This is a genomic window from Bordetella genomosp. 7 (assembly GCF_002261415.1).
In the GTDB taxonomy this organism is placed as follows: domain Bacteria; phylum Pseudomonadota; class Gammaproteobacteria; order Burkholderiales; family Burkholderiaceae_B; genus Bordetella_A.
This window is the reverse complement of sequence record NZ_NEVI01000017.1, coordinates 371,837-393,096: the sequence shown is the minus strand read 5'-3', so window position 1 is coordinate 393,096 and position 21,260 is coordinate 371,837. Positions and strand designations below refer to the sequence as shown.

Below are 21,260 nucleotides of genomic sequence, written 5' to 3'. Positions count from 1 at the left end.
TTTTTTCGTGTGCAAGTCGGGCCAAGAAAAATGTGAACGCGTTGCAAAAAAGGCCGTGTGTGCAGACCACAACCCGATGCTTCACGCGCGAATTTTGCGCCGCCCCAATGCGGCTGCGGCGATCAGCCCCGCTGCGATCAATGCCAGCACCGGCGTATCGCCAAAGCGTGCGTAGGGCGTCAGCCCCGTCATGCCTTGTACGGATACCGGCATGATGCCCGCCTGGTGCGGCGGCAGCTGTGCGGCCACGCGGCCGCGCGCATCGATCGCCGCAGTGATGCCGGTGTTGGTGGCGGCCAGCATGGGCCGTGCGGTTTCCTGCGCGCGCATGCGGCCGATCTGCAAGTGCTGGCGCAGCGCCCAGGTATTGCCGAACCAGCCCAGGTTGCTGACGTTGGCCAGGATGGTGGCGCCCGGCTCGCCCTGCGGGCCGGGCCGCAGGGCGGGCAGCAATTCAATGCCGAACAGGTCTTCGTAGCAGATATTGAAGGCCACGTACTGGCCGCCCACCGCAAAGGGCGCCTGGCGGCGTTCGCCGCGATCGAAGTCGCCCAGGGGGATGTCCAGCATGTCGACAAACCAGCGGAACCCCGGCGGCACGTATTCGCCCCAGGGCACCAGGTGTCGTTTGTCGTAGCGCAGCGCGGTCGTGCCGGTACGCAGTTGTTCGAGCGGCGTATCGCGGTCAAAGCCGATGACGCTGTTGGTGTAATGCACTTTGCCGTCGGCGCCGGCGGCGCGCAGCGGCACGCCCATGGCGATGACGGCCTGGTTGCGCGCGGCGACGGTGCGCCAGGCTTGCCAGACGCGCGGATCGAGCTGGTCCTGGAAGACGGGCAGCACGGTTTCCGGCAGGATGATCAGGTCGGCAGCCGGCGCGGGCAAGGACGTCAGTTCAAGGTGGCGCCGCAGTCCCGTTTCCATCAGCGCGGGGTCGAACTTCTGCGACTGCTCGACGTTGCCTTGCACCAGCCGCACCTGCAGCGGCGTGCCGCTGGGTTGCGACCACGAGATGCCGGCCAGGGGCCAGCCCGCGATGGCCAGCGCCAGGGCCAGCGCGCAGGCCAGGCCGCGCCGGGTGTCATGGCGGCGCAGGTGCCCCGAACTGCGCACGACTTGCCACAACCCCGCCAGGGCGGCGGCCAGGAAAGCGGCCAACAGGGCCAGGCCGTGCACGCCCAGCAGGGGCGCCCATCCGGCCAGGGGGCTGTCGACGTGCGCATAGCCGATGTTCAGCCACGGAAATCCGGTCAGTACCGTGGCGCGCAGCCATTCGAACAGGCCCCACGCCGACGCCCAGCCCATGGCAGTGATCAGCAGCCGCCGCGCGGGCGCGGGATCGGGGTCGCCCGGTTGGGCCGGCGGGCACAGCCAGCGCGCCAGCACGCACGCGACCGCCGGAAACAGCGCCAGGAAGGCCGACAGCGCCAGGACGCCGGCCACCGCCAGCGGCGCTGCCAGACCGCCGTAACGGTGCAGGCTGACGAAGATCCAGTAAAGCCCCAGGGAATAGGTGGCGAAACTGAACAGCCAGCCGCGCAGCAGGGCCTGGCGCAGGCCCGGCGCCTGTAGCGTGGCATGCGCCACGCAGGCCAGCGCCACGATCTGCACGAATGCCAGCGCAAACGCGGGCAGGGGCCCCGGCGCGAATGTCAGTGCGTGTGCCGCGCCCGCGGCGACCAGGGCCGGTGCGGCCCAGCGCGAGTGCCGGCCGGCGCTCATGTGCCGGTATTGGCCATGTCGGCGTCGGGCGTGGCGGGGGCCTGGGTGCGCTTGGCGCGCAGCCACAGGGCGCGGCGCGCATCGGCGCGGATGACCTCGATCAGCATGTCGCGGTGCACGGCGCTGTCGCCGCGGCGCGGAATGCGTCCGAGCTGCCCGCCGAGCCAGCCGCCTACGCTGTCGTATTCGTCATCGGGCAGATCGGTGGCGAACGTTTCGTTGAAATGGCTGATTTCGGTGGTGGCCATCAGACGCCACTGGTTTTCGCCTTCGGGAAAGATGCTTTGCTCGTCGTCGTCGTCGAATTCATCTTCGATATCGCCGACGATCTGCTCTAGCACGTCTTCCATGGTGACCAGGCCCGAAATGCCGCCGTGCTCGTCAATGACGATGGCCAGGTGATTGTGGCTGGCGCGGAAGTCGCGCAGCAGCACGTTCAGGCGCTTGGCTTCGGGAATGAACACCGCGGGGCGGATCAGCGAACGCAGCTCGATGCCGGGCTCGAGCATGCCGCGCAGCAGGTCTTTGGCCAGCAAGATGCCGATGATGTTGTCGCGGTCGTCTTCGTACACCGGAAACCGCGAGTGAGCGGTTTCGATGATGAAGGCCAATTGCTGGGGCAGGGGCTGAGCGACGTCGAGCAGATCCATGCGCGACCGCGGCACCATGATGTCGGCGACAGTGCGCTCGGACATGGCGAGCGCGCCTTTGATCATTCCGTACGATTCGACGTCGATCAAGTCGCGGTCGTGGGCGGCTTCGAGGACGGCCTTGATGCCTTCGCGGTCTTCGGGCTCGCGCCGCACGAGGCCCAGGATGCGGTCTAGCAGGGATTTGGTGGCGGGTTTTTGGTCGCGCGCGTGGGGCGCGTCAGTACTAGGGTAAGGGTCAGACATCGTCCGGACGGACAAGTTACGGAAGGATCAGCATAACCGAATATCGGCTGCTAATTGTTACGGTGCGGCCCCAGGCCCGGTCAGGCATAGGGGTTGGCGATGCGCATGCCGGCCAGAATGGCGGTTTCCAGGGTTTCCATGCGGCGAGCATCGCGCGCCTTGATATGGTCGTAGCCGAGCGCGTGCAGCACGCCATGAACCGTCAGGTGGGCGGCGTGGTGCAGCAGCGGCTTGCCCTGTTCGCGGGCCTCGCGCGCCAGGACGGGCACGCAGATGACGACATCGCCGCGGGCCGTGCCGGCAGGGTCGGTGCCGTACTCGAAGGTGAGCACGTTGGTGGCGTAGTCGCGGCCGCGATAGGCCAGGTTCAGGCGGCGGCCTTCGGCCTGGCCTACCAGCCGCACGCTGAGCTCGGCCCGCTCGAAGCACGCCAGGCCGTCGCCCGCGGCGCCGTCCAGCGCCCGGCGTGCCCAGCGGCGCAGCCGCCAGCGCGGCAGCCGCGGTTCATTGATGCCGTACTGCACCGACAGGGAAAGTTCAGGACTCATCCTCGGCCGCACGATCGTATGCATCGACAATGCGCGCCACCAGCGGGTGGCGCACGACATCGCGGCTGGTAAAGCGCGTGGTGGCAATACCCTGCACGTCTTCGAGCACGCGCACGGCGTGCGCCAGCCCGCTTTGCTGGCCGCGCGGCAGGTCAACCTGCGACGGGTCGCCCGTGATGACCGCCTTGCTGCCGAAGCCGATGCGGGTCAGGAACATTTTCATCTGTTCCGGCGTGGTGTTCTGGGCCTCGTCCAGGATGACGAACGCATTGTTGAGCGTGCGCCCGCGCATATAGGCCAGCGGCGCGATCTCGATGGTTTGCTTTTCGAACAGGCGCTGCACCTTGTCGAAGCCCATCAGGTCGTACAGGGCGTCGTACAGCGGGCGCAGGTAGGGGTCGACCTTCTGGGCCAGGTCGCCGGGCAGGAAGCCCAGGCGTTCGCCGGCTTCGACCGCCGGACGTGTCAGCACCAGGCGCTGCACCGAGTCGCGTTCCATGGCGTCGATGGCGCATGCCACGGCGAGCCAGGTTTTGCCGGTGCCGGCCGGGCCGATGCCGAAGGTGATGTCGTGCTTGAGAATGTTGTCGAGGTAGTCGCGCTGGCGCGGCGTACGCGGACGCAGGTCGCTACGCCGCGTGCGCAGCACGATGGCGTCGCCATCGGCGCCGTCGACGCCCGCGGCGTCGGGCACGGCGGCGGGATCGATACCGCGTGCGTCGACCGGCGGCGCATCGCGGCCCACGCCCATTTCGACCAGCCCCAGCTGGATGTCTTCGACCGACAGGGCGCGGTGCACGGCCTGGTCATGGAAGCGGCGCAGGGCGCGGCCGGCCAGCTCGGCGCGTTCGCCCTCCAGCGTGATCCGGCTGCCGCGCCGCGCCAGGCTGACGCCCATGCCATCGGCGAGCTGGCGCAGGTTTTCGTCCAGCGGCCCGCACAGGTTGGCCAGGTGGGTGTTATCGCCCTCGAGGTGGACGACGGCGGGCAGGGTGCGGCGGGTGCGGCGAGTAGGTGCCATGCGTAACCTTATGACGTGCCTTCGACGTCCGCCACGCGGGCGCGCAGCGAATTCGGGTAGGCCTGGGTAATGACGACGTCAACCATCTGCCCGATAAGCCGCGGCGGGGCAGGGAAGTTGACGATGCGGTTGTTTTCGGTGCGGCCCATCAGTTCATTGGGGTCGCGGCGCGAGGGCCCTTCGACCAGCAGCCGCTGGCGCGTGCCGACCATCGATTGCGCGATCGCGGCTGCCTGCTGATTGATCAGCGCCTGCAGCTGCTGCAGGCGGCGCAGCTTGACGTCCTGCGGCGTATCATCGGACAGATCGGCCGCGGGCGTGCCCGGACGGCGCGAATAGACAAACGAGAACGACGTGTCGAAGCCCACGTCTTCGATCAGCTTGAGGGTTTTTTGAAAGTCTTCTTCGGTTTCACCGGGAAAGCCGACGATGAAATCCGAAGACAGGGTCAACCCCGGGCGTGCCGCACGCAGGCGGCGCACCACCGATTTGAATTCAAGCGCGGTGTAACCGCGCTTCATGGCCGCCAGCACGCGGTCGCTGCCCGCCTGCACGGGCAGGTGCAGAAACGACACCAGCTTGGGCAGGTTGGCATAGGCATCCACCATGCGCTGTGTCATTTCTTTGGGGTGCGAAGTGGTGTAGCGGATGCGCTCGATGCCGGGAATTTCGTGCACGTACTCGAGCAGGGTGGCGAAGTCGGCGATTTCGCCGGTGTCGCCCATGGGGCCGCGGTACGCGTTGACGTTCTGGCCCAGCAGGGTGACTTCCTTGACGCCCTGGTCGGCCAGGTCGGCGACTTCGACGAGCACGTCGTCAAAGGGGCGCGAGACTTCTTCGCCGCGCGTATAGGGCACCACGCAGAAGCTGCAATACTTGCTGCAGCCTTCCATGATGGACACGAAGGCGGTGGCGCCGTCTACACGGGGCGGCGGCATGGCATCGAATTTTTCGATCTCGGGAAAGCTGATGTCGACTTGCGAGGCTCCGGACGACCGGCGGCGCTGGATGAGCTCGGGCAGGCGGTGCAGCGTCTGGGGGCCGAACACCACGTCAACGTAGGGCGCGCGCTTGACGATGGCCTCGCCTTCCTGGCTGGCCACGCAACCGCCCACCCCGATGACCAGCTCGGGGTTGATTTTCTTGAGGTGTTGCACCCGGCCCAGGTCGGAGAAGACTTTTTCTTGCGCCTTTTCACGTACCGAACAGGTATTGAAGAGGATGATGTCGGCGTCTTCGGGCGTGCTGGTGAGCTCCAGGCCCTGGTCGCCGCGCAGCACATCCACCATTTTGTCGGAGTCGTACTCGTTCATCTGGCAGCCGAACGTGCGGATATACAGCTTGCGGGCGCCAGACCGCGCGGGCGAAGGGGAAGGGGAAGGGGAGGCGGGCGTGGCGGCAGAGGCGCCGGCGCGCTTGATAGAGGTTTCTTGCATGGCGTGCGCCGTGACGGGTGTAGATCCCGGGGGCGTAGTTTCGAATGGGGAAGCGCCGATTTTAACGCGTCGATGCAAAGATGACTTGGTGCGGACGCAATTGGCGATTACGATGTCAGCCCGCGCGAGACGGCCGCCTCCGGGTTCCATGTGCCGGCCAGTCACCGGCGCGAGCGGTCTACCCTGTGTTTCTACTGCTTCATGTCACGAACCAGCCTGCCTTCGCAATCCATTCCTTCCGCTGCACCGCAGGCGCGCACTTTTGCGCCGCGACCATGTCGCGGGGTGGCGCTTACCGCCTGTTTCGCGGTGGTGTTGCTTCTGCTGAGCCGGTGGGTCGACCTGCCCCTGACATATGCCATCGAGCGCCACGTGTCCGAGCAGGTCAATGACGTGTTCGAACAGATCGGCGACCTGGGCGACACTGCAACGTATGTGTGGGCGGGCCTGCTGCTGTACGCCGTGTCGCTGGTGGGCATCCGGCGCGGCTGGGCCTGCCCGTTGAAGGCCGGTTTCGAGCAGCTTGCCCGCTACAGCATGCTGTTGCTGGGCACCATGACCATCGGCGGCCTGGTCACGCTGGCGCTCAAGAGAATCGTGGCGCGCGCGCGCCCCGACCTGTTGCTGGAGCAGGGGCTGCATGGCCTGGGGGCGCCTTTTGCGGGCGAGCCGTACGATTCGTTTCCGTCCAGCCATACGCTTACCGCCTTTGCCGTGGCAGCCGTCATCGGGCACATTGCGCCGCGCTGGCGACTGCCGGTGCTGGCGCTGGCAGCGGTCGTGGCGGCCAGCCGGGTCATCAACCGGGACCATTTTCTGTCCGACGTGACCGCGGCAGCGTTCATCGGGATCATGGTGGCGCACTACCTGGCGCCGTACATCCTGGGCAGCCAGTACCGCTGGATGCTCAGGACGCCGTGGCGCTGGCGTAGCAAGGACTAGGCTGAAGGCCGGGATGCTCGGTGTCAGACACCCTGCGGGAGTCAGACACCTGACGACTTGGTTTGCCGGTAGTTTGCCGGTGTCTGACTCCGCGCGAGAGGTGTCAGACACCCTGCGGGAGTCAGACACCTGACGACTTGGTTGGCTGATAGTTTGCCGGTGTCTGACTCCGCGAGAGGGGTGTCAGACACCCTGCGGGAGTCAGACACCTGACGACTTGGTTGGCAGGTAGTTTGCCGGTGTCTGACTCCGCGAGAGAGGTGTCAGACACCCTGCGGGTGTCAGACACCTGGCGACTTGGTAGGCTGGTAGTTTGCCGGTGTCTGACTCCCCGGGAGGGGTGTCAGACACCTTCCGCAGGGGAGTCCGGCACCTTTTATGCGGTCGCGGGCGGTGCGACGGCGGCGCCTTGGATTTGGTGGCGCTGCAGCGCCTGGGCGACGAAGCCGCTGGCTTTCATGTCTTCGACGAACGCGCGCAGTGTTGCGGCCGCCTGGGGGCCGCGGCTTTTGGGCGTGCCCATGGCCTGGCGGATGACCATGAAGCTGCCCGGCAGCAGGCGCAGGCCCGGCAGGCGGTTCATGTCGGCTTCGAGCTGCTGCTTCACGCCGGCGGCGACGTCGGCGTCCTGCGCCAGGAATTCGTCGACCACCGCAGGCGAGGTCGGAGCCCGCAGGATCCGGGCCTGCTTGAGCTCGCGCGTCAGGTACAGGTCGTACGCGCTGCCCTTGCCCACCATGACGCGCACGTCTGCCCGGTCGACTTCGGTGCCTTGTTGCAGCGGCGAGCTGTTGCGCACCAGATAGGCGCCTTCGATAAGCACGTACGCATCGGTAAACGCGATGTCTGCGCCGCGCACGGGGTCGATGGCGAAGAACCCGATATCGGCCTGTTCGGCGGCAACCGCTTCCACGGACTTGCCGGCGCTGTCCCACACGACCAGTTCCAGTTCCACCCCCAGGCGCTGCGCGAAGGCGCGGGCCAGGTCGATCGAGACACCCGCAGGCTGGCCGGACGGGTCGCGGCCGGCCAGGATGGGATTGCCCAGGTTGATCGAGGCCCGCAACTTGCCGGTGGGCGTAAAGGCCTGGATGGTCTGGGCGTCGAGGGTCATGGTGATTGTCGTGGCCAGGGAGGCGGCGCGCAGGCTCAGGGCGCCTCGGGCTCGCCTTCTTTCTTGACGGGTTTGACGAGGTCTTCGCGCTTGACGCCCATCCACATGGCCAGGGCGGCCGCCACGAATACCGACGAATAAATGCCGAACCAGATGCCGATCGTCAGGGCCAGCGAAAAGTAGTGCAGCGACGGGCCGCCGAAAAACAGCATGGCCAGCACCATCATCTGGGTCGAGCCGTGGGTGATGATGGTGCGCGAGATGGTTTGCGTGATGGCGCTGTTGATGACTTCCTGCACGCTGGCCTTGCGTTGCTTGCGGAAGTTCTCGCGGATGCGGTCCATGATGACCACGGATTCGTTCACGGAATAGCCCAGCACCGCCAGTACGCCGGCCAGCACCGCCAGCGAGAATTCCCACTGGAAGAAGGCGAAGAAGCCCAGGATGATGACCACGTCGTGCAGGTTGGCAATGACCCCGGCCACCGCGAATTTCCATTCGAAGCGAAAGCCCAGGTACACCATGATGCCGATCACGACGAACAGCAGCGCCATCAGGCCGTTGTGCAGCAGTTCCTGGCCCACCTGCGGGCCCACGAACTCGACGCGGCGCAATTCGGCCGAAGGGTCGACTGCCTTGAGTGCGCCCATGACGGCTTCGCTTTGCGTGGCCGACGTCTGCCCTTCGGTAACGGGCAGCCGTATCATGACATCGCGCGAGGTGCCGAAGTTCTGCACCTGGAAGTCGGTGTATCCCAGCCCGGACACGGCGCTGCGCACGCCGTCGAGCTGCACGGTTTGCGCGTAGCCCACTTCCATGACCGTGCCGCCGGTGAACTCGATCGACAGGTGAAAGCCGCGCGTGACGATGAAGAACACCGCCGCCACGAACGTGATCAGGCTGATCAGGTTCAGCACCAGGGCATGGCGCATGAACGGTATGGTGCGGTGAATGCGGAAAAATTCCATGTTCTGCCTTGCTTCTTATCGGCCGGGCGAGTATGCCGCCCGGCGCGGGATCAGTTTGTCTTGGGTTTCCAGACGGTGCCGATGGAAATCTTGGCAAGTTTCTTTTTGCGGCCGTACCACAGGTTGGCCAGGGCGCGCACGCCGACCACCGATGTGAACATCGACGTGGCGATACCCAGGCAATGCACCACGGCAAAGCCGCGCACCGGACCCGAGCCGAAGGCCAGCAGGGCCAGCCCCACGATGAGCGTGGTGAGGTTCGAGTCCAGGATGGTGCCCCAGGCGCGCTCGAAGCCGTGGTGGATGGCCTGCTGCGGCGTGGCGCCGTTGCGCAGTTCTTCGCGGATGCGCTCGTTGATGAGCACGTTCGAGTCGATGGCCATGCCCAGGGTGAGCGCGATGGCCGCGATGCCGGGCAGCGTCAGCGTGGCCTGCAGCATGGACAGCAGGGCCAGCAGCAGCAGCACGTTCATCGTCAGGCCGATGGTGGAGAACACCCCGAACAGGTGGTAGTACAGGATGATGAAGACGGCGATGGCCAGGAACCCGTAAAGGGTGGAATGGAAGCCCTTGGCGATGTTGTCGGCGCCCAGGCTGGGGCCGATGGTGCGCTCTTCGATGATGGACATGGGCGCGGCCAGGGCGCCTGCGCGCAGCAGCAGCGCCGTGTCGGCGGCTTCTTCGGCGGTCATGCTGCCGGATATCTGCACCTGCCCCCCGGCGATTTCGCTGCGGATTACCGGAGCGGTGACGACTTCGCCCTTGCCGTTTTCGAACAGCAGGATGGCCATGCGCTTGCCGACGTTGTCGCGGGTGACGTCGCGAAAGATGCGCGCGCCCTTGCTGTCGAGCGTCAGGTGCACGGCGGCCTGCTGGGTTTGCGAATCGCGCCCCGGCTGGGCGTCCTGCAGGTTTTCGCCGGTAAGGACGACCTGGCGGCGCACCAGGATGGGGCGCCCGTCGCGGTCGTTGTAGCGTTCCAGGCCGAACGGCACGGTGCCGCTTGCCAGCGCCGATTGCGCGGCCGGCGAGTCATCGACCATGCGGATTTCGAGCGTGGCGGTGCGGCCGAGCAGTTCCTTGGCCTTGGCCACGTCTTGCACGCCGGGAAGTTGCACGACGATGCGGTCTGAGCCCTGCTGCTGGATGACCGGTTCGGCCACGCCCAGTTCGTTGATGCGATTGTGCAGGGTGTTGATGTTCTGCTTGAGCGCGGAATCTTGTACGCGGGTGATCGCGGCAGGGCTCAGGGCGCCGACCAGTGCGGGACGGCCGGCGTCTTCGGTTTCGGTGAATTGCAGGTCGGGCAGGCGGCTGCGCAGGGTGGCATAGGCGCGGTCGCGCTCGTCGGCGCTGGCGAAGGTGGCGACCACTGACGTGCCGGAGCGCTCGACGCCGCGGCTGGGCAGTTTTTCGTCGCGCAGGATGGTGCGCACGTCGCCTGCAAGCGAGTCGTAACGCGCGGTGAGCGCGCCCTGCATGTCGACCTGCAGCAGGAAGTGCACGCCGCCGCGCAGATCCAGCCCCAGGTACATGGGCTTGGGCTCGAACCAGCCCAGCGCGCGCATCCAGGGCGGCGAGGCGGGCAGCAGGTTCAGGGCCACGGTGTATTGCGGGTCGTCGGCGACCGGGTTGAGCGATTTTTCGAGAAGGTCACGCGCCTGCAGCTGTACGTCGGTGGACGGGAAGCGCGCGCGGATGGTGCCCAGGGCGCCGTTCTGCTCGTAATAGACGCTGGTGGCCGTTACGCCGCCGTCGGCCAGTATCTGTTCGACACGGCCCAGCGTGGCGTTGTCGACCTTGACGGTGGCCTTGGCGCTGGACACTTGCACCGCGGGCGATTCGCCATAGAAATTGGGCAGGGTGTAAAGCAGGCCGATAACGACCGCGACCAGCACCGTAATGTACTTCCAGAGGGGATAGCGGTTCATTGGCGGCTAGGTGTGATGCGTGGAAAGGACGAAAAAAGGCCCTCGGGCGAGGGCCTGGTATGACGCTTACAGGTCTTTGATGGTTCCCTTGGGCAGTACCGCGGATACCGAGGTCTTCTGCATTACCACTTCGACGGGCTTGTCGGCCAGTTGCGCGACTTCGAGGTTGATATAGGTGTCGGTGACCTTGGACACCCGGCCCAGCATGCCCCCCGCCGTCATGACTTCGTCGCCCTTGGCCAGGTTGCTGACCAGGTTGCGGTGTTCTTTCTGGCGCTTCATCTGCGGACGGATCATCAGGAAATACAGGATCACGAACATCAGCACGATGGGCAGCATTCCCATCAGCGCGCTGCCCTCGGCGGGGGCTGCCTGGGCCAGCACGAGGCCGGCGGTGTCGATTACGGACATGGAAATCTCCTGAATGGATTGTTCGGGTCAGGTTATGGGAAATATATGTTCTGCGCCCGTCCCCGCGCGAGCCTTGGACAGGGCAAGCCGACTATTGTAGCGATGTTGGGCGGGGTATAGGCGGGCGGCGCGCCTGGGGGCGTCCCGTGCGGCCCGGGCAGGCGGGGGCCGGCGTACGTGCGTCGGGCTCGGGCGCATGCAGGCGCCCTCGGCCTGCTGCGCAGGCTGCCCCGCCGCCCAACACGCCTGCCCGGGCCGCACGGGCCGCACCGGACTCGACGGCGCTGGCGCCGCGGCCGGGGCTATTCGATGCCGCGCTTGCGGTCGGCGGCGAACCGGGCGCGCCAGGCGTCGAAGGTGCCTGCGGCGATGGCTTCGCGCATCTCGGCCATGATGGTCAGGTAGAAATGCAGGTTGTGCAGGGTGTTCAGGCGCGCGCCGGTGATTTCGTTGGCCCGCTGCAGGTGGTGCAGGTAGGCGCGCGAGAAGTGGGCGCAGGTGTGGCAGGCGCAGGTCGGGTCCAGCGGGCGGGTGTCGTCGCGGTACTTGGCGTTGCGGATCTTCAGGTCGCCATGGCGGGTGAACAGCCAGCCGTTGCGGGCGTTGCGGGTGGGCATGACGCAGTCGAACATGTCCACGCCGCGGGCGACGCCCTCGACCAGGTCTTCCGGGGTACCCACGCCCATCAGGTAGCGCGGCGCGTGGGTGGGCAGGCGCGGCGCGACATGGGCCAGCACCCGCATCATGTCTTCTTTGGGTTCGCCGACCGACAGGCCGCCGATGGCGTAGCCATGAAAACCGATGTCGGTGAGCCCGGCCAGCGATTCGTCGCGCAGCGATTCGTACATGCCGCCCTGCACGATGCCGAACAGCGCGTTGGGGTTGCCCAGGCGCTCGAATTCGTCGCGCGAGCGGCGCGCCCAGCGCAGCGACATGCGCATCGAGCGGGCCGCTTCCTCCGCCGTGGCGGGGCGCCCGTTGATCTGGTAGGGCGTACATTCGTCGAACACCATGACGATGTCGGAATTCAGGGCGCGCTGGATGCGCATGGATTCTTCGGGCGTCAGGAAGAGCCGGGCGCCATCGATCGGAGAGGCGAACTTCACGCCTTCTTCAGTGATCTTGCGCATGCCCTGCAGGCTGAACACCTGGAAGCCGCCCGAATCGGTCAGGATGGGCTTGTCCCATTGCATGAACCCATGCAGGCCGCCGTGGCGCTCCAGGATATCGGTGCCGGGGCGCAGCCAAAGATGGAAGGTGTTGCCCAGCACGATCTGGGCGCCGGCGTCTTTCAGTTCATGCGGCAGCATGGCCTTGACGCTGCCGTACGTGCCCACGGGCATGAATATGGGTGTTTCCACCACGCCATGGTTCAGCGTGACGCGGCCCCGGCGGGCGCCGCCGTCGGTGGCCAGCAGTTCGAAGTTCAGTCCGGTCATGGTCAGTGGGCAGGCGATTCGATGAACATGGCGTCGCCGTAGCTGAAGAAGCGGTAGCGTTGGGCGACGGCGTGCGCGTACGCGCGGCGGATGGGTTCGATGCCGGCCAGGGCCGACACCAGCATCAGCAGCGTGGACTGCGGCAGATGGAAGTTGGTGACCAGGGCGTCGACGACCTGGTAGCGGTAGCCCGGCGTGATGAACAGGCGCGTGTCTCCCTGGGCCGGCGCAAGCGGCGCGCCGGGCCCGCCCGGGTTCTGCGCGGCGGCCGACTCCAGCGCTCGCACGCTTGTGGTGCCCACTGCCACGACGCGCCCGCCGCGGGCGCGCGCGCGGGCGATGGCGTCGGCAGTGGCCTGGCCGACGGTGTACCACTCGGCGTGCATGACGTGGTCGGCGATGTTCTGGACCCGCACGGGCTGGAACGTGCCCGCGCCCACGTGCAGGGTGACGAATGCGCGCTCGACCCCCGCCAGGGCCAGCTGTTCGAGCATGGCCTCGTCGAAATGCAGCCCCGCAGTGGGCGCGGCCACCGCGCCCGGCTCGCGGGCATAGACGGTCTGGTAGCGCGCCTCGTCCGTGGCATCGGCGCTGTGTGCAATGTAGGGCGGCAGCGGCGTGGCGCCGTGGGCGTCCAGCAGGTCCAGGACCGGGGCTGGAAAGCGCAGGTCGAAGAGTTCGCCCTGGCGGCCCAGCACGGTGGCGTCGAACGCCCCGGCCAGGTGCAGCGTGGTGCCCGGCCCGGGCGACTTGCTGGCGCGCACATGCGCAAGCGCGCGGTCCGGCTCGGTGATGCGCTCGACCAGCACTTCGACCTTGCCGCCGGACGCCTTGTGGCCCGCCAGGCGGGCCTTGATGACCTGGGTGTCGTTAAAGACCAGCAGGTCGCCTGGCCGCAGCAGGCCGGCCAGGTCGGGAAAGCGCAGGTCGTGCAGGGCGCCGGCGCCGTCAAGGTGCAGCAGGCGGCTGCCCGCCCGCTGCGTCGCGGGAGTCTGCGCGATGAGCTCGGGGGGCAGGGCGTAGTCGAAGTCGGAAAGGGTGAAGGACGAGGGCACGCGGGGAGATCAGGTAAAGCGCGCGGGGCCGCGGGCGCGGCGGCGCAAACAGCGGGGTATTGTAGCTGCGCCGGCTGGCGCGGCCGCCGCCTTCCCGCGGGGGCGCCAGGTTTCTGTATGCTTGCGTTTTCGACACAACGGCAGCATGGTGGGCACGGTATGGCGGCAGGGGTGGTTCGGCGGGCGGGGCGGTTCGGGCGATGGCTGGCGGCGTGCGCGCTGCTGGGCGCAACCCTGGCAGCCCAGGCGCAGGGCCTGCCCGATGAACTGAGCCGCGCCTGGAAGGCATCCGGACTGCCGTCGTCGGCGCTGTCGCTGGTGGTGCAGGAACTCGGCGGACACCGCATCGTGGCGGTCAACGCGCAAGAGCCGCGCAATCCGGCATCGGTCATGAAGCTGGTCACGACCTGGGCGGCGCTGTCCGAACTGGGGCCGAACTATGTCTGGCGCACCGAATTCCTGACCGAGCCCGGCGCGCGGCCCGACGCGCAAGGCGCATTGCCCGGCCCGCTGTACCTGCGAGCGGGCGGCGATCCCTACCTGCTGGTGCAGGACCTCTGGGCGTTGCTGCGCGAACTGCGGCTGCGCGGGGTAAAAAAGATCAACGACCTGGTCGTCGACCGCAGCATTTTCGGGCAGGTGGCCATCGACCCGGGGGCCTTCGACGGCGCGCCCGACCGGGCCTACAACGCCAGCCCGGACGCATTGATGGTGGGTTTCGGCGCCCTGCGGCTGCTGTTCACGCCCGACCACGTGGCACGGAAATGGGTGCCGATCATCGACCCGCCGCTACCCGGCCTGCGCATCGAAGGGCAGGTCGACTGGAGCGAAATCCGTTGCCCCGGCCCGCCCGTAGTCACCACCGAGCCCATCCTGACCCAGCAGGGCGTGTCGATCCGGCTGGGCGGCACGGTGGCCGGCTCCTGCGGGGAATTCAGCCTGTATCGCCTGGCGCTGTCGCAACCCGAGTTTGCCGAATCGCTGTTCCGTGTACTGTGGCGCGAACTGGGCGGCACGTTTACGGGCCGCATCCGCACGGGCATGGTGCCGGGCGATGCCGTGGCGCTGGCCACGCACGAATCGCGCCCCCTGGGCGAAGCCATCCGCCAGATCAACAAGCGCAGCAACAACGTCATGGCGCGCACCCTGTTGCTGACGCTGGGCGCCGAACGCGGCCGCCGGCCCGCCACCACCGACAGCAGCGAGGCCGTGGCCAAGGCAGTGCTGGCCGGGCAGGGCCTGCACATGCCCGAGCTCATCATGGACAACGGCTCCGGGCTGTCGCGCGAGGCGCGCGTCTCGGCCGAGAGCCTGGCGTCGATGCTGACCCTGGCGTGGCAGACGCCCATGATGCCGGAATTCGTGTCGTCGCTGGCCATCGCCGGCGTCGATGGCACCATGCGCCGCCGCCTGAAAGACGAATCCACGGCCGGCATGGCGCACCTGAAAACCGGCTCGCTGCGCGATGTGCGGGCAGTGGCCGGGTACGTCATGGGGGCCAGCGGCAAGCGCTATGTGGTGGTCAGCATTGTCAACCATCCCGACGCGGCCGCCGTGCGGCCCTTTGACGACGCGCTGATCGCCTGGTTGGCCGGCCAGTAGGCCGCCGGGGCTCCAGACGGTTTACGATTGCGCTGTCTGGCGCGCCCGCGCACGCCGCCTTTATTGTTTCCTGGAGACCTCCGCACATGCCCGTGCACGAAATCCGCCATCCGCTGATCCGCCACAAGCTCGGGATCATGCGCCGCGCCGACCTCAGCACCAAGAGCTTTCGCGAACTTTCCCAAGAAGTCGGCGCACTGCTGACTTACGAGGCGTCCAAAGACCTGCCGCTGGCCGAGTCCACCGTCGAAGGCTGGTGCGGCACTGTGAAGGTCGAGAAAATTGCGGGCAAGAAGGTGACGGTGGTGCCCATCCTGCGCGCCGGCATCGGCATGCTGGATGGCGTGCTCAGCCTGATCCCCGGGGCCAAGGTAAGCGTCGTGGGTGTTGCGCGCAACGAAGAGACGCTGCAGGCGCATACCTACCTTGAACGCCTGGTGGGCGAGCTGGACCAGCGCCTGGCGCTGATAGTCGATCCCATGCTGGCCACGGGCGGCTCGATGGTGGCCGCCATCGACATGCTCAAGCGCGCGGGCTGCCGCGAGATCCGTGCGCTGGTGCTGGTGGCCGCGCCGGTCGGCATCAAGGCGGTGCTCGACAGCCACCCGGACGTGCATATCTACACCGCGTCGATCGACGAAGGCCTCAACGAGCACGGGTATATCATGCCGGGCCTGGGCGATGCGGGCGACCGCATATTCGGCACCAAGCAGAAGCCCGAATAACGGCGCCGGGGCCGGCGCGCGCCCGGCGGGTGTCAGGCGGCCAGGGCCGCGGGCGTATCCGGCAGGTGCCGGCCGTACCAGTGCAGCGAATCGGCCAGCGCGGCGACCTCGCCCACGATCAATAGCGCCGGCGATCGCACGTCGTGGCGGCGGGCCACGCGAGCCAGGTCCTGCAACTGTCCGCTGACCACCCGTTGTTCGGGCCGGCTGCCGTTTTCTACCAGGGCAAATGGCGTGCTGCCCGCGCGGCCGTGCCCGATCAGGCGAGACGACAGGGTTTCCAGCTGCCCCACGCCCATGTAGAACGCCAGCGTCTGGTGGGCGCGGGCCAGGCCTGCCCAGTCCAGCGTGTCTTCGTCTTCGCGGCAATGCGCGGTAACCAGCGTGACCGACTGCGCATGCTCGCGGTGGGTCAGCGGAATGCCGGCATAGGCTGCGCAGGCCAGCGCGGCGGTAATGCCCGGCACGACTTCAAAAGGCACCTGGTGGGCGCGCAAGTGCTCCAGTTCTTCGCCTCCCCGGCCGAAAATGAACGCGTCACCGCCCTTCAGGCGCACAACGCGCCGGCCGGCGCGCGCGTGCTCTACCAGCAGGGCGTGGATGCGCGCCTGCGTGGCGTCGTGGTCTTCGCCGGGACGCTTGCCTACCGCGATGCGGTCGGCGTCGCGCCTGGCCAGCGACAGCACCGCCGGGCTGACCAGGCGGTCGTACAGAATGACATCGGCCTCGTTCAGGGCGCGCAGGGCCTTGAGCGTCAGCAGCCCCGGGTCGCCCGGGCCCGCGCCGACCAGCACGACGCTGCCCTGGCTCTGAGGTTGCGGACGCGCCAGTTCTTCGTCCAGCACGCGCGCCGCTTCGTCGGGCTGCTGCTGGCGCAGCAGGGCGGCCACCGGGCCGTCGAGCAGCCAGTCGTAGAAGGCGCGCCGTTGCTTCAGGCCGGGCCGGGCGGCGCGTATGCGAGGCCGGTAGCGCGCCGCCAGCGAGGCGAGCGCGCCCAGCGAATGGTCGAACATCGATTCCACGCGCTCGCGCAGCCGCCGCGCCAGCACGGGGGCCACCCCCGAGGACGAGATGGCCACGATAAGCGGCGAGCGGTCGACGATGGACGGCACCTGGAATGACGACAGCTCTGCATCGTCCACCACGTTGCTGAAAATGCGGCGGGCCCCGGCAGCCTCGGCCACGGCGGCATTGACGGCGCGATCGTCGGTGGCGGCCACCGCCAGCCACGCGCCATCGAGCCACTCGGGCCGGAACGTGCCGGACAGCACATGTATGCGTCCTTGTTGCGCCCATTCGGTCAATTGGGGCGCCAGTTCCGGCGCTCCCACGTGTACGTCGGCCGATGCTTCGAGCAGCAACTGCACTTTGCGCGCCGCGATCTCGCCGCCGCCCACCACGAGAACGCGGCGGCCCTGCAGATCGGCAAATAGAGGAAAGAGCTTCATGAACATCAGTCAGCGGGTGTGCCCGCAATCGGTCCAGTCGATCATAGGGACTGCCTTACATCCCCACAACTTTTGATTTATTGGATTGATATATCGATAAGTGATTAAGCGCCGCCTCCGCTTTGAGCGCTCAGCCATTGCGCCATGTCGACGACTTCGCGCGCCACCTCGCCCAGCCGTTTGCGGCTTTGCATGGCGCGCTCGCGCAACAGCCGGTGCGCCTGCTCTTCAGAGACCCCGCGCAGTTGCATCAGCAAGCCCTTGGCCTTTTCCAGCGCCTGCCGGTCTGCCAGCCGCTGGCGCGCCTCGGCGAGCTCCATGCGGCGCGCCCGCTCGACCCGCCCGCGTTCAATCGCCACAGTCAACAGCGGTTCGATGCGCTCGGGCGGGACGGCGCCCACCACATAGGCGGCGACGCCGGCGCGCAGGGCGGCCCGGATGGTTTCGCGGTTGTCGTCGTCCGTGAACATCACCACCGGCCGCTCGGTGGATTCGCTGGCCACGCAGATGTCTTCGAGCGTGTCGCGCGCCGCCGCGTCCGCATCGATCAGCACCACGTCTGGCGCCAGCCGCGTGATGGCTTCGGCCAGATCGATGCCGGCCGCACGCTCGGCAACCACCTGCACGCCGGCCGCCGCCAGCGTGTCGCGCAGTGATGCGGCGCGGCCGTCCCCATCGTTCAACAGCATGATCTTCAGCATGACTACTCCCTGATCATCAGGGAAATGCAATATCCATGCCATGCGTGGCCGCACGCCGCCCGTGGCGACGGCACGCGCGCCGGCCGGGCGCAAGGCACGCGGAAAAGCGAGCCGGCACGCAAATGGTGCATTGCGCAATGCATCGCGCACCAAAGTGGCTCGCCTTGCGCGGCCCGGCGGGCCTGCCGCCGGGCAGGCACAGATGGCATGGACTTTGCTTAAGTCTCTGCATGGCGGCCAACGGCGGTCGCCTGGCCGACGGTGTCGGCGCGCAATCCTGAACAACGGCGTTCTGCAGATCCGACGGGAAAACCCCGGCGGCGCGGAACGTTTTTTTATTTTGAAGAGGCCTTTATGCGAAACAAGCCTGGCAAGACCGACATCACCAATACCGGGCGACGTGACTGGCTGGGCAGCGCCGCGAAAGCCGTGGCGGGCGCCGGCTTGCTGGGCCTGGTCGACCCGCTGGTGCGGGCAGGCGCCTGGGCCGCCGGCAGCGACGCGCCCGAAAAGGCCGAAGTGCGCATCGGCTTTATACCCTTGACGGATTGCGCCTCGGTCGTGATGGCGTCGGTGCTGGGCCTGGACAAAAAGCACGGCGTGAAAATCGTGCCGTCCAAGGAAGCCTCGTGGGCCGGCGTGCGCGACAAGCTCATTAATGGCGAACTTGATTTCGCGCACGTGCTGTACGGGCTGGTGTACGGCGTGCACCTGGGCATAGGCGGCCCGCGCAAAGACATGGCGGTGCTGATGGGCATCAACCAGAACGGGCAGGGGATTACGCTGTCGTCCAAATTGCACGAAGCCGGCGTGACCGACGGCGAGTCGCTGCACAAGCATATGCAGGCCGAAAAGCGGGCCTATACCTATGCGCAGACGTTCCCCACCGGCACGCACGCCATGTGGCTGTATTACTGGCTGGCCGCGTACGGTATCGACCCCATGCGCGATGCGCGCGTGATCACCGTGCCGCCGCCGCAGATGGTGGCCAACATGCGGGTGGGCAACATGGACGGCTTCTGTGTGGGCGAACCCTGGGGCGCCCGCGCGATCATGGATCGCATCGGCTTCACGGCGGCCACCACGCAACAGATCTGGGCCGACCATCCCGAGAAAGTACTGGGCGCGACCGGCGAGTTCGTGGCATCGCACCCCAACACCGCGCGCGCGGTGACCGCGGCAATTATCGAGGCCGGCAAGTGGATAGATGCCTCGCCGGCCAACCGCCGCAAGACGGCCGAGACGATTGCGGCCAAATCGTACGTGAACACGGCGGCCGACGCCATCGTGGACCGCATGTTGGGCCGCTATACGGACGGGCTGGGCAAGACCTGGGACGACGCGCATCCCATGCGCTTCTATGCCGACGGCGCGGCGTGCTTTCCCTATCTGAGCGACGGCATGTGGTTCCTGACGCAGCATAAGCGCTGGGGCTTGCTGAAAACGCATCCCGACTACCGCGCGGTGGCTGGCGCCATCAATCGCATCGATATCTACCGGCAGGCAGCGGCCGCCGCCGGCGCGCCGCTGCCTGCCAGCGAAATGCGGCAGTCGGTGCTGATGGACGGGGTGCGCTGGGACGGCGCGGACCCCGCCGCGTATGCCGACGCGTTCAGCATCAAGGCCTGAGGAAGCTGCCATGCGAACCACGACCCTGTTCTCTTCAATGCCTGACGCCGCGGCCTGCCGCGACGCAGCCGATGCACTGTTGCGCGCGGTTGCCGGCCCTGTGGCGGGCTTTGCCCTGTTTGTATTGGTCTGGCAGGCCATTGCGCTGCTGGTGCCGGAGATCCCCACCCCCGGGGCCACCTGGGCCGCCGCGCGCGACTTGTTTGCGGACCCGTTCTATGACAACGGGCCGAACGACCGGGGCATAGGCTGGAACGTGCTGGCGTCGTTGCGGCGCGTGGGCATCGGCTTCGGCCTGGCCGCGCTGGTGGGCATTCCTGCCGGCTTTGTGATGGGCCGGTATGCCGCGGCCAATGCGATGTTCGCGCCCATCGTCAGCCTGCTGCGTCCGGTGTCGCCGCTGGCGTGGCTGCCGCTGGGCCTGCTCTTGTTCCGGGGAGCCGACCCGGCCGCCATCTGGGCGATTTTCATCTGCTCGATCTGGCCCATGGTGATCAACACCGCGGCGGGCGTGGCGCGTGTGCCGCAAGACTACCTCAACGTCGCCCGCGTGCTGAACCTGTCCGAATGGCAGGTGGTGACCAAGGTGCTGCTGCCGTCGGTGCTACCGCACATTCTTACTGGCGTGCGGTTGTCGATCGGCACGGCGTGGCTGGTCATCGTGGCGGCCGAGATGCTGACCGGCGGCACCGGCGTGGGCTTCTGGTTGTGGGATGAATGGAACAACCTGAAGGTCGAGCACATTGTCGTGGCCATCTTCCTGATCGGCATCGTGGGGCTCGCCCTGGAAACCATGCTGGTGCGGCTGGCGCGGCGCTTTGCCTACAGCGAGGAATGAACATCATGCAGAAATTCGTGCGTATCGAGGGCGTGGGCCAGACCTTCTCAACCTCCCGCGGCCGCTTCGTGGCCTTGCGCGATATCGACCTGGCCGTGGCGCAGGGCGAATTCGTTTCGCTGATCGGCCATTCCGGCTGCGGCAAATCTACCCTGCTGAACCTGGTGGCGGGGCTTACGCTTCCCACCGAGGGCGTGCTGCTGTGCGCGGAGCGGGAAATCACCGGGCCCGGCCCGGACCGCGCCGTGGTGTTCCAGAACCATTCGCTGCTGCCCTGGCTGAGCTGCTACCAGAACGTGCACCTGGCCGTGCAACGGGTGTTCGGGGCACGGGAAAGCAAGGCGCGCCTGGCCGAGCGCACTCATGCCGCGCTGGAACTGGTGGGCCTGGCGCATGCCAGCGCCAAGCTGCCCGGCGAAATCTCGGGCGGCATGAAGCAGCGCGTGGGTATTGCGCGCGCGCTGGCCATCGAACCCCAGGTGCTGCTGATGGACGAGCCGTTTGGCGCGCTGGACGCGCTGACGCGCGCGCACCTGCAGGACGAACTGCTCAAGATCGTGGCGGCCACGCACAGCACCGTCATCATGGTCACGCACGATGTGGACGAGGCCGTGTTGCTGTCTGACCGCATTGTGATGATGACCAACGGCCCCGCGGCCACCATCGGGCAAGTGCTGGATGTGCCGCTGCCGCGCCCGCGCGACCGGCTGGCGCTGGCCTCGCACCCGGGCTACCTGGCATGCCGCGCGGCGGTGGTTGATTTCCTGCATCGCCGCCATGGCAACCCGGCGGCAGCGGCCGCCGCCGCGCCGGCCGCCGCCGAAGCTTGATGTA

Annotated in this window: 19 protein-coding genes; 6 read left to right on the top strand and 13 right to left on the bottom strand. The window is 67.3% G+C overall.

The genetic code is table 11. The annotated features are described in order from the left end of the window. Nucleotides 1-81: 81 nt before the first annotated feature. From lnt to miaB, 5 genes are all read right to left on the bottom strand, one after another. Complete coding sequence (gene lnt / locus CAL18_RS13565) at nucleotides 82-1,722, bottom strand: apolipoprotein N-acyltransferase (RefSeq protein WP_094818051.1); 1,641 nt, start codon at nucleotides 1,720-1,722, stop codon at nucleotides 82-84. After that, nucleotides 1,719-2,618 (bottom strand): HlyC/CorC family transporter, encoded by a 900-nt coding sequence (locus CAL18_RS13560; RefSeq protein WP_026639722.1) that lies wholly within the window; start codon nucleotides 2,616-2,618, stop codon nucleotides 1,719-1,721. The genes lnt and CAL18_RS13560 overlap by 4 nt, the downstream gene beginning before the upstream one ends. An 80-nt stretch (nucleotides 2,619-2,698) precedes the next feature. Further along, complete coding sequence (gene ybeY, locus CAL18_RS13555) at nucleotides 2,699-3,166, bottom strand: rRNA maturation RNase YbeY (protein ID WP_026639721.1); 468 nt, start codon at nucleotides 3,164-3,166, stop codon at nucleotides 2,699-2,701. Further along, nucleotides 3,156-4,187, bottom strand: a complete 1,032-nt coding sequence (locus CAL18_RS13550; protein WP_026639720.1) for a PhoH family protein — start codon at nucleotides 4,185-4,187, stop codon at nucleotides 3,156-3,158. Before CAL18_RS13550 ends, ybeY begins: the two co-directional genes overlap by 11 nt. 8 nt (nucleotides 4,188-4,195) lie before the next feature. Further along, nucleotides 4,196-5,623, bottom strand: coding sequence for a tRNA (N6-isopentenyl adenosine(37)-C2)-methylthiotransferase MiaB (gene miaB, locus CAL18_RS13545; protein ID WP_094818050.1), 1,428 nt, complete (start codon nucleotides 5,621-5,623; stop codon nucleotides 4,196-4,198). Between the two features lie 201 nt (nucleotides 5,624-5,824). Here miaB and CAL18_RS13540 point away from each other — a divergent pair, with 201 nt between their 5' ends. Next, complete coding sequence (locus CAL18_RS13540) at nucleotides 5,825-6,565, top strand: phosphatase PAP2 family protein (RefSeq protein ID WP_094818049.1); 741 nt, start codon at nucleotides 5,825-5,827, stop codon at nucleotides 6,563-6,565. Nucleotides 6,566-6,941: 376 nt separating this feature from the next. Here the strand turns inward: CAL18_RS13540 and CAL18_RS13535 are convergent, their stop codons facing one another. From CAL18_RS13535 to queA, 6 genes are all read right to left on the bottom strand, one after another. Then, a complete protein-coding gene (locus tag CAL18_RS13535) occupies nucleotides 6,942-7,679 on the bottom strand; it encodes an ABC transporter substrate-binding protein (RefSeq protein WP_094797069.1) in 738 nt (245 codons plus the stop codon). A gap of 35 nt (nucleotides 7,680-7,714) precedes the next feature. After that, nucleotides 7,715-8,647, bottom strand: a complete 933-nt coding sequence (gene secF, locus CAL18_RS13530) for a protein translocase subunit SecF (protein ID WP_094797068.1) — start codon at nucleotides 8,645-8,647, stop codon at nucleotides 7,715-7,717. A 50-nt stretch (nucleotides 8,648-8,697) separates the two neighbouring features. Then, nucleotides 8,698-10,578, bottom strand: coding sequence for a protein translocase subunit SecD (secD, locus tag CAL18_RS13525; protein ID WP_026639950.1), 1,881 nt, complete (start codon nucleotides 10,576-10,578; stop codon nucleotides 8,698-8,700). Between the two features lie 66 nt (nucleotides 10,579-10,644). Further along, nucleotides 10,645-10,989 carry a preprotein translocase subunit YajC gene (gene yajC, locus CAL18_RS13520; protein ID WP_094797067.1) on the bottom strand — a complete coding sequence of 115 codons (345 nt, stop codon included), beginning with the start codon at nucleotides 10,987-10,989 and terminating at the stop codon, nucleotides 10,645-10,647. A gap of 302 nt (nucleotides 10,990-11,291) precedes the next feature. Further along, entirely contained in the window at nucleotides 11,292-12,428 is a 1,137-nt protein-coding gene (gene tgt, locus CAL18_RS13515) for a tRNA guanosine(34) transglycosylase Tgt (protein ID WP_026639952.1), read from the bottom strand. A gap of 2 nt (nucleotides 12,429-12,430) precedes the next feature. Beyond that, nucleotides 12,431-13,483, bottom strand: coding sequence for a tRNA preQ1(34) S-adenosylmethionine ribosyltransferase-isomerase QueA (queA, locus tag CAL18_RS13510; RefSeq protein WP_094818048.1), 1,053 nt, complete (start codon nucleotides 13,481-13,483; stop codon nucleotides 12,431-12,433). A 159-nt stretch (nucleotides 13,484-13,642) separates the two neighbouring features. Between queA and dacB the strand changes: the two genes are divergently transcribed. Both dacB and upp read left to right on the top strand, forming a co-directional pair. Beyond that, nucleotides 13,643-15,085 (top strand): D-alanyl-D-alanine carboxypeptidase/D-alanyl-D-alanine endopeptidase, encoded by a 1,443-nt coding sequence (gene dacB, locus CAL18_RS13505; RefSeq protein WP_026639954.1) that lies wholly within the window; start codon nucleotides 13,643-13,645, stop codon nucleotides 15,083-15,085. Between the two features lie 86 nt (nucleotides 15,086-15,171). Continuing rightward, nucleotides 15,172-15,810: a uracil phosphoribosyltransferase gene (upp, locus tag CAL18_RS13500; protein ID WP_026639955.1), complete on the top strand. Its 639-nt coding sequence runs from the start codon at nucleotides 15,172-15,174 to the stop codon at nucleotides 15,808-15,810. Nucleotides 15,811-15,842: 32 nt separating this feature from the next. On the opposite strand, the gene cysG is transcribed toward upp, so the two are convergent. Together cysG and CAL18_RS13490 are read right to left on the bottom strand one after the other, a co-directional pair. After that, nucleotides 15,843-17,258: a siroheme synthase CysG gene (cysG, locus tag CAL18_RS13495; RefSeq protein ID WP_094818132.1), complete on the bottom strand. Its 1,416-nt coding sequence runs from the start codon at nucleotides 17,256-17,258 to the stop codon at nucleotides 15,843-15,845. A gap of 104 nt (nucleotides 17,259-17,362) precedes the next feature. Next, nucleotides 17,363-17,959 (bottom strand): ANTAR domain-containing response regulator, encoded by a 597-nt coding sequence (locus tag CAL18_RS13490; protein ID WP_094818131.1) that lies wholly within the window; start codon nucleotides 17,957-17,959, stop codon nucleotides 17,363-17,365. 354 nt (nucleotides 17,960-18,313) lie between these two features. On the opposite strand from CAL18_RS13490, the gene CAL18_RS13485 reads away from it, so the two are divergent. From CAL18_RS13485 to CAL18_RS13475, 3 genes are read left to right on the top strand one after another with little or no spacing between them, the layout of a single operon-like run. Next, nucleotides 18,314-19,588: a CmpA/NrtA family ABC transporter substrate-binding protein gene (locus CAL18_RS13485; RefSeq protein ID WP_026639958.1), complete on the top strand. Its 1,275-nt coding sequence runs from the start codon at nucleotides 18,314-18,316 to the stop codon at nucleotides 19,586-19,588. A gap of 37 nt (nucleotides 19,589-19,625) precedes the next feature. Then, nucleotides 19,626-20,426, top strand: coding sequence for a nitrate ABC transporter permease (gene ntrB, locus CAL18_RS13480; RefSeq protein WP_231494584.1), 801 nt, complete (start codon nucleotides 19,626-19,628; stop codon nucleotides 20,424-20,426). A 5-nt stretch (nucleotides 20,427-20,431) separates the two neighbouring features. Further along, the gene (locus CAL18_RS13475) at nucleotides 20,432-21,256 is read left to right on the top strand and encodes an ABC transporter ATP-binding protein (protein WP_094818130.1); all 825 of its coding nucleotides are present in this window, start codon (nucleotides 20,432-20,434) and stop codon (nucleotides 21,254-21,256) included. Nucleotides 21,257-21,260 lie beyond the last annotated feature (4 nt).

Coding starts and splice junctions, on each gene's coding strand:
- lnt (WP_094818051.1), bottom strand. CDS start 1,722: ATGAGCGCCGGCCGGCACTCGCGCTGGGCCGCACCGGCCCTGGTCGCC.
- CAL18_RS13560 (WP_026639722.1), bottom strand. CDS start 2,618: ATGTCTGACCCTTACCCTAGTACTGACGCGCCCCACGCGCGCGACCAA.
- ybeY (WP_026639721.1), bottom strand. CDS start 3,166: ATGAGTCCTGAACTTTCCCTGTCGGTGCAGTACGGCATCAATGAACCG.
- CAL18_RS13550 (WP_026639720.1), bottom strand. CDS start 4,187: ATGGCACCTACTCGCCGCACCCGCCGCACCCTGCCCGCCGTCGTCCAC.
- miaB (WP_094818050.1), bottom strand. CDS start 5,623: ATGCAAGAAACCTCTATCAAGCGCGCCGGCGCCTCTGCCGCCACGCCC.
- CAL18_RS13540 (WP_094818049.1), top strand. CDS start 5,825: ATGTCACGAACCAGCCTGCCTTCGCAATCCATTCCTTCCGCTGCACCG.
- CAL18_RS13535 (WP_094797069.1), bottom strand. CDS start 7,679: ATGACCCTCGACGCCCAGACCATCCAGGCCTTTACGCCCACCGGCAAG.
- secF (WP_094797068.1), bottom strand. CDS start 8,647: ATGGAATTTTTCCGCATTCACCGCACCATACCGTTCATGCGCCATGCC.
- secD (WP_026639950.1), bottom strand. CDS start 10,578: ATGAACCGCTATCCCCTCTGGAAGTACATTACGGTGCTGGTCGCGGTC.
- yajC (WP_094797067.1), bottom strand. CDS start 10,989: ATGTCCGTAATCGACACCGCCGGCCTCGTGCTGGCCCAGGCAGCCCCC.
- tgt (WP_026639952.1), bottom strand. CDS start 12,428: ATGACCGGACTGAACTTCGAACTGCTGGCCACCGACGGCGGCGCCCGC.
- dacB (WP_026639954.1), top strand. CDS start 13,643: ATGGCGGCAGGGGTGGTTCGGCGGGCGGGGCGGTTCGGGCGATGGCTG.
- upp (WP_026639955.1), top strand. CDS start 15,172: ATGCCCGTGCACGAAATCCGCCATCCGCTGATCCGCCACAAGCTCGGG.
- cysG (WP_094818132.1), bottom strand. CDS start 17,258: ATGAAGCTCTTTCCTCTATTTGCCGATCTGCAGGGCCGCCGCGTTCTC.
- CAL18_RS13490 (WP_094818131.1), bottom strand. CDS start 17,959: ATGCTGAAGATCATGCTGTTGAACGATGGGGACGGCCGCGCCGCATCA.
- CAL18_RS13485 (WP_026639958.1), top strand. CDS start 18,314: ATGCGAAACAAGCCTGGCAAGACCGACATCACCAATACCGGGCGACGT.
- ntrB (WP_231494584.1), top strand. CDS start 19,626: ATGCCTGACGCCGCGGCCTGCCGCGACGCAGCCGATGCACTGTTGCGC.
- CAL18_RS13475 (WP_094818130.1), top strand. CDS start 20,432: ATGCAGAAATTCGTGCGTATCGAGGGCGTGGGCCAGACCTTCTCAACC.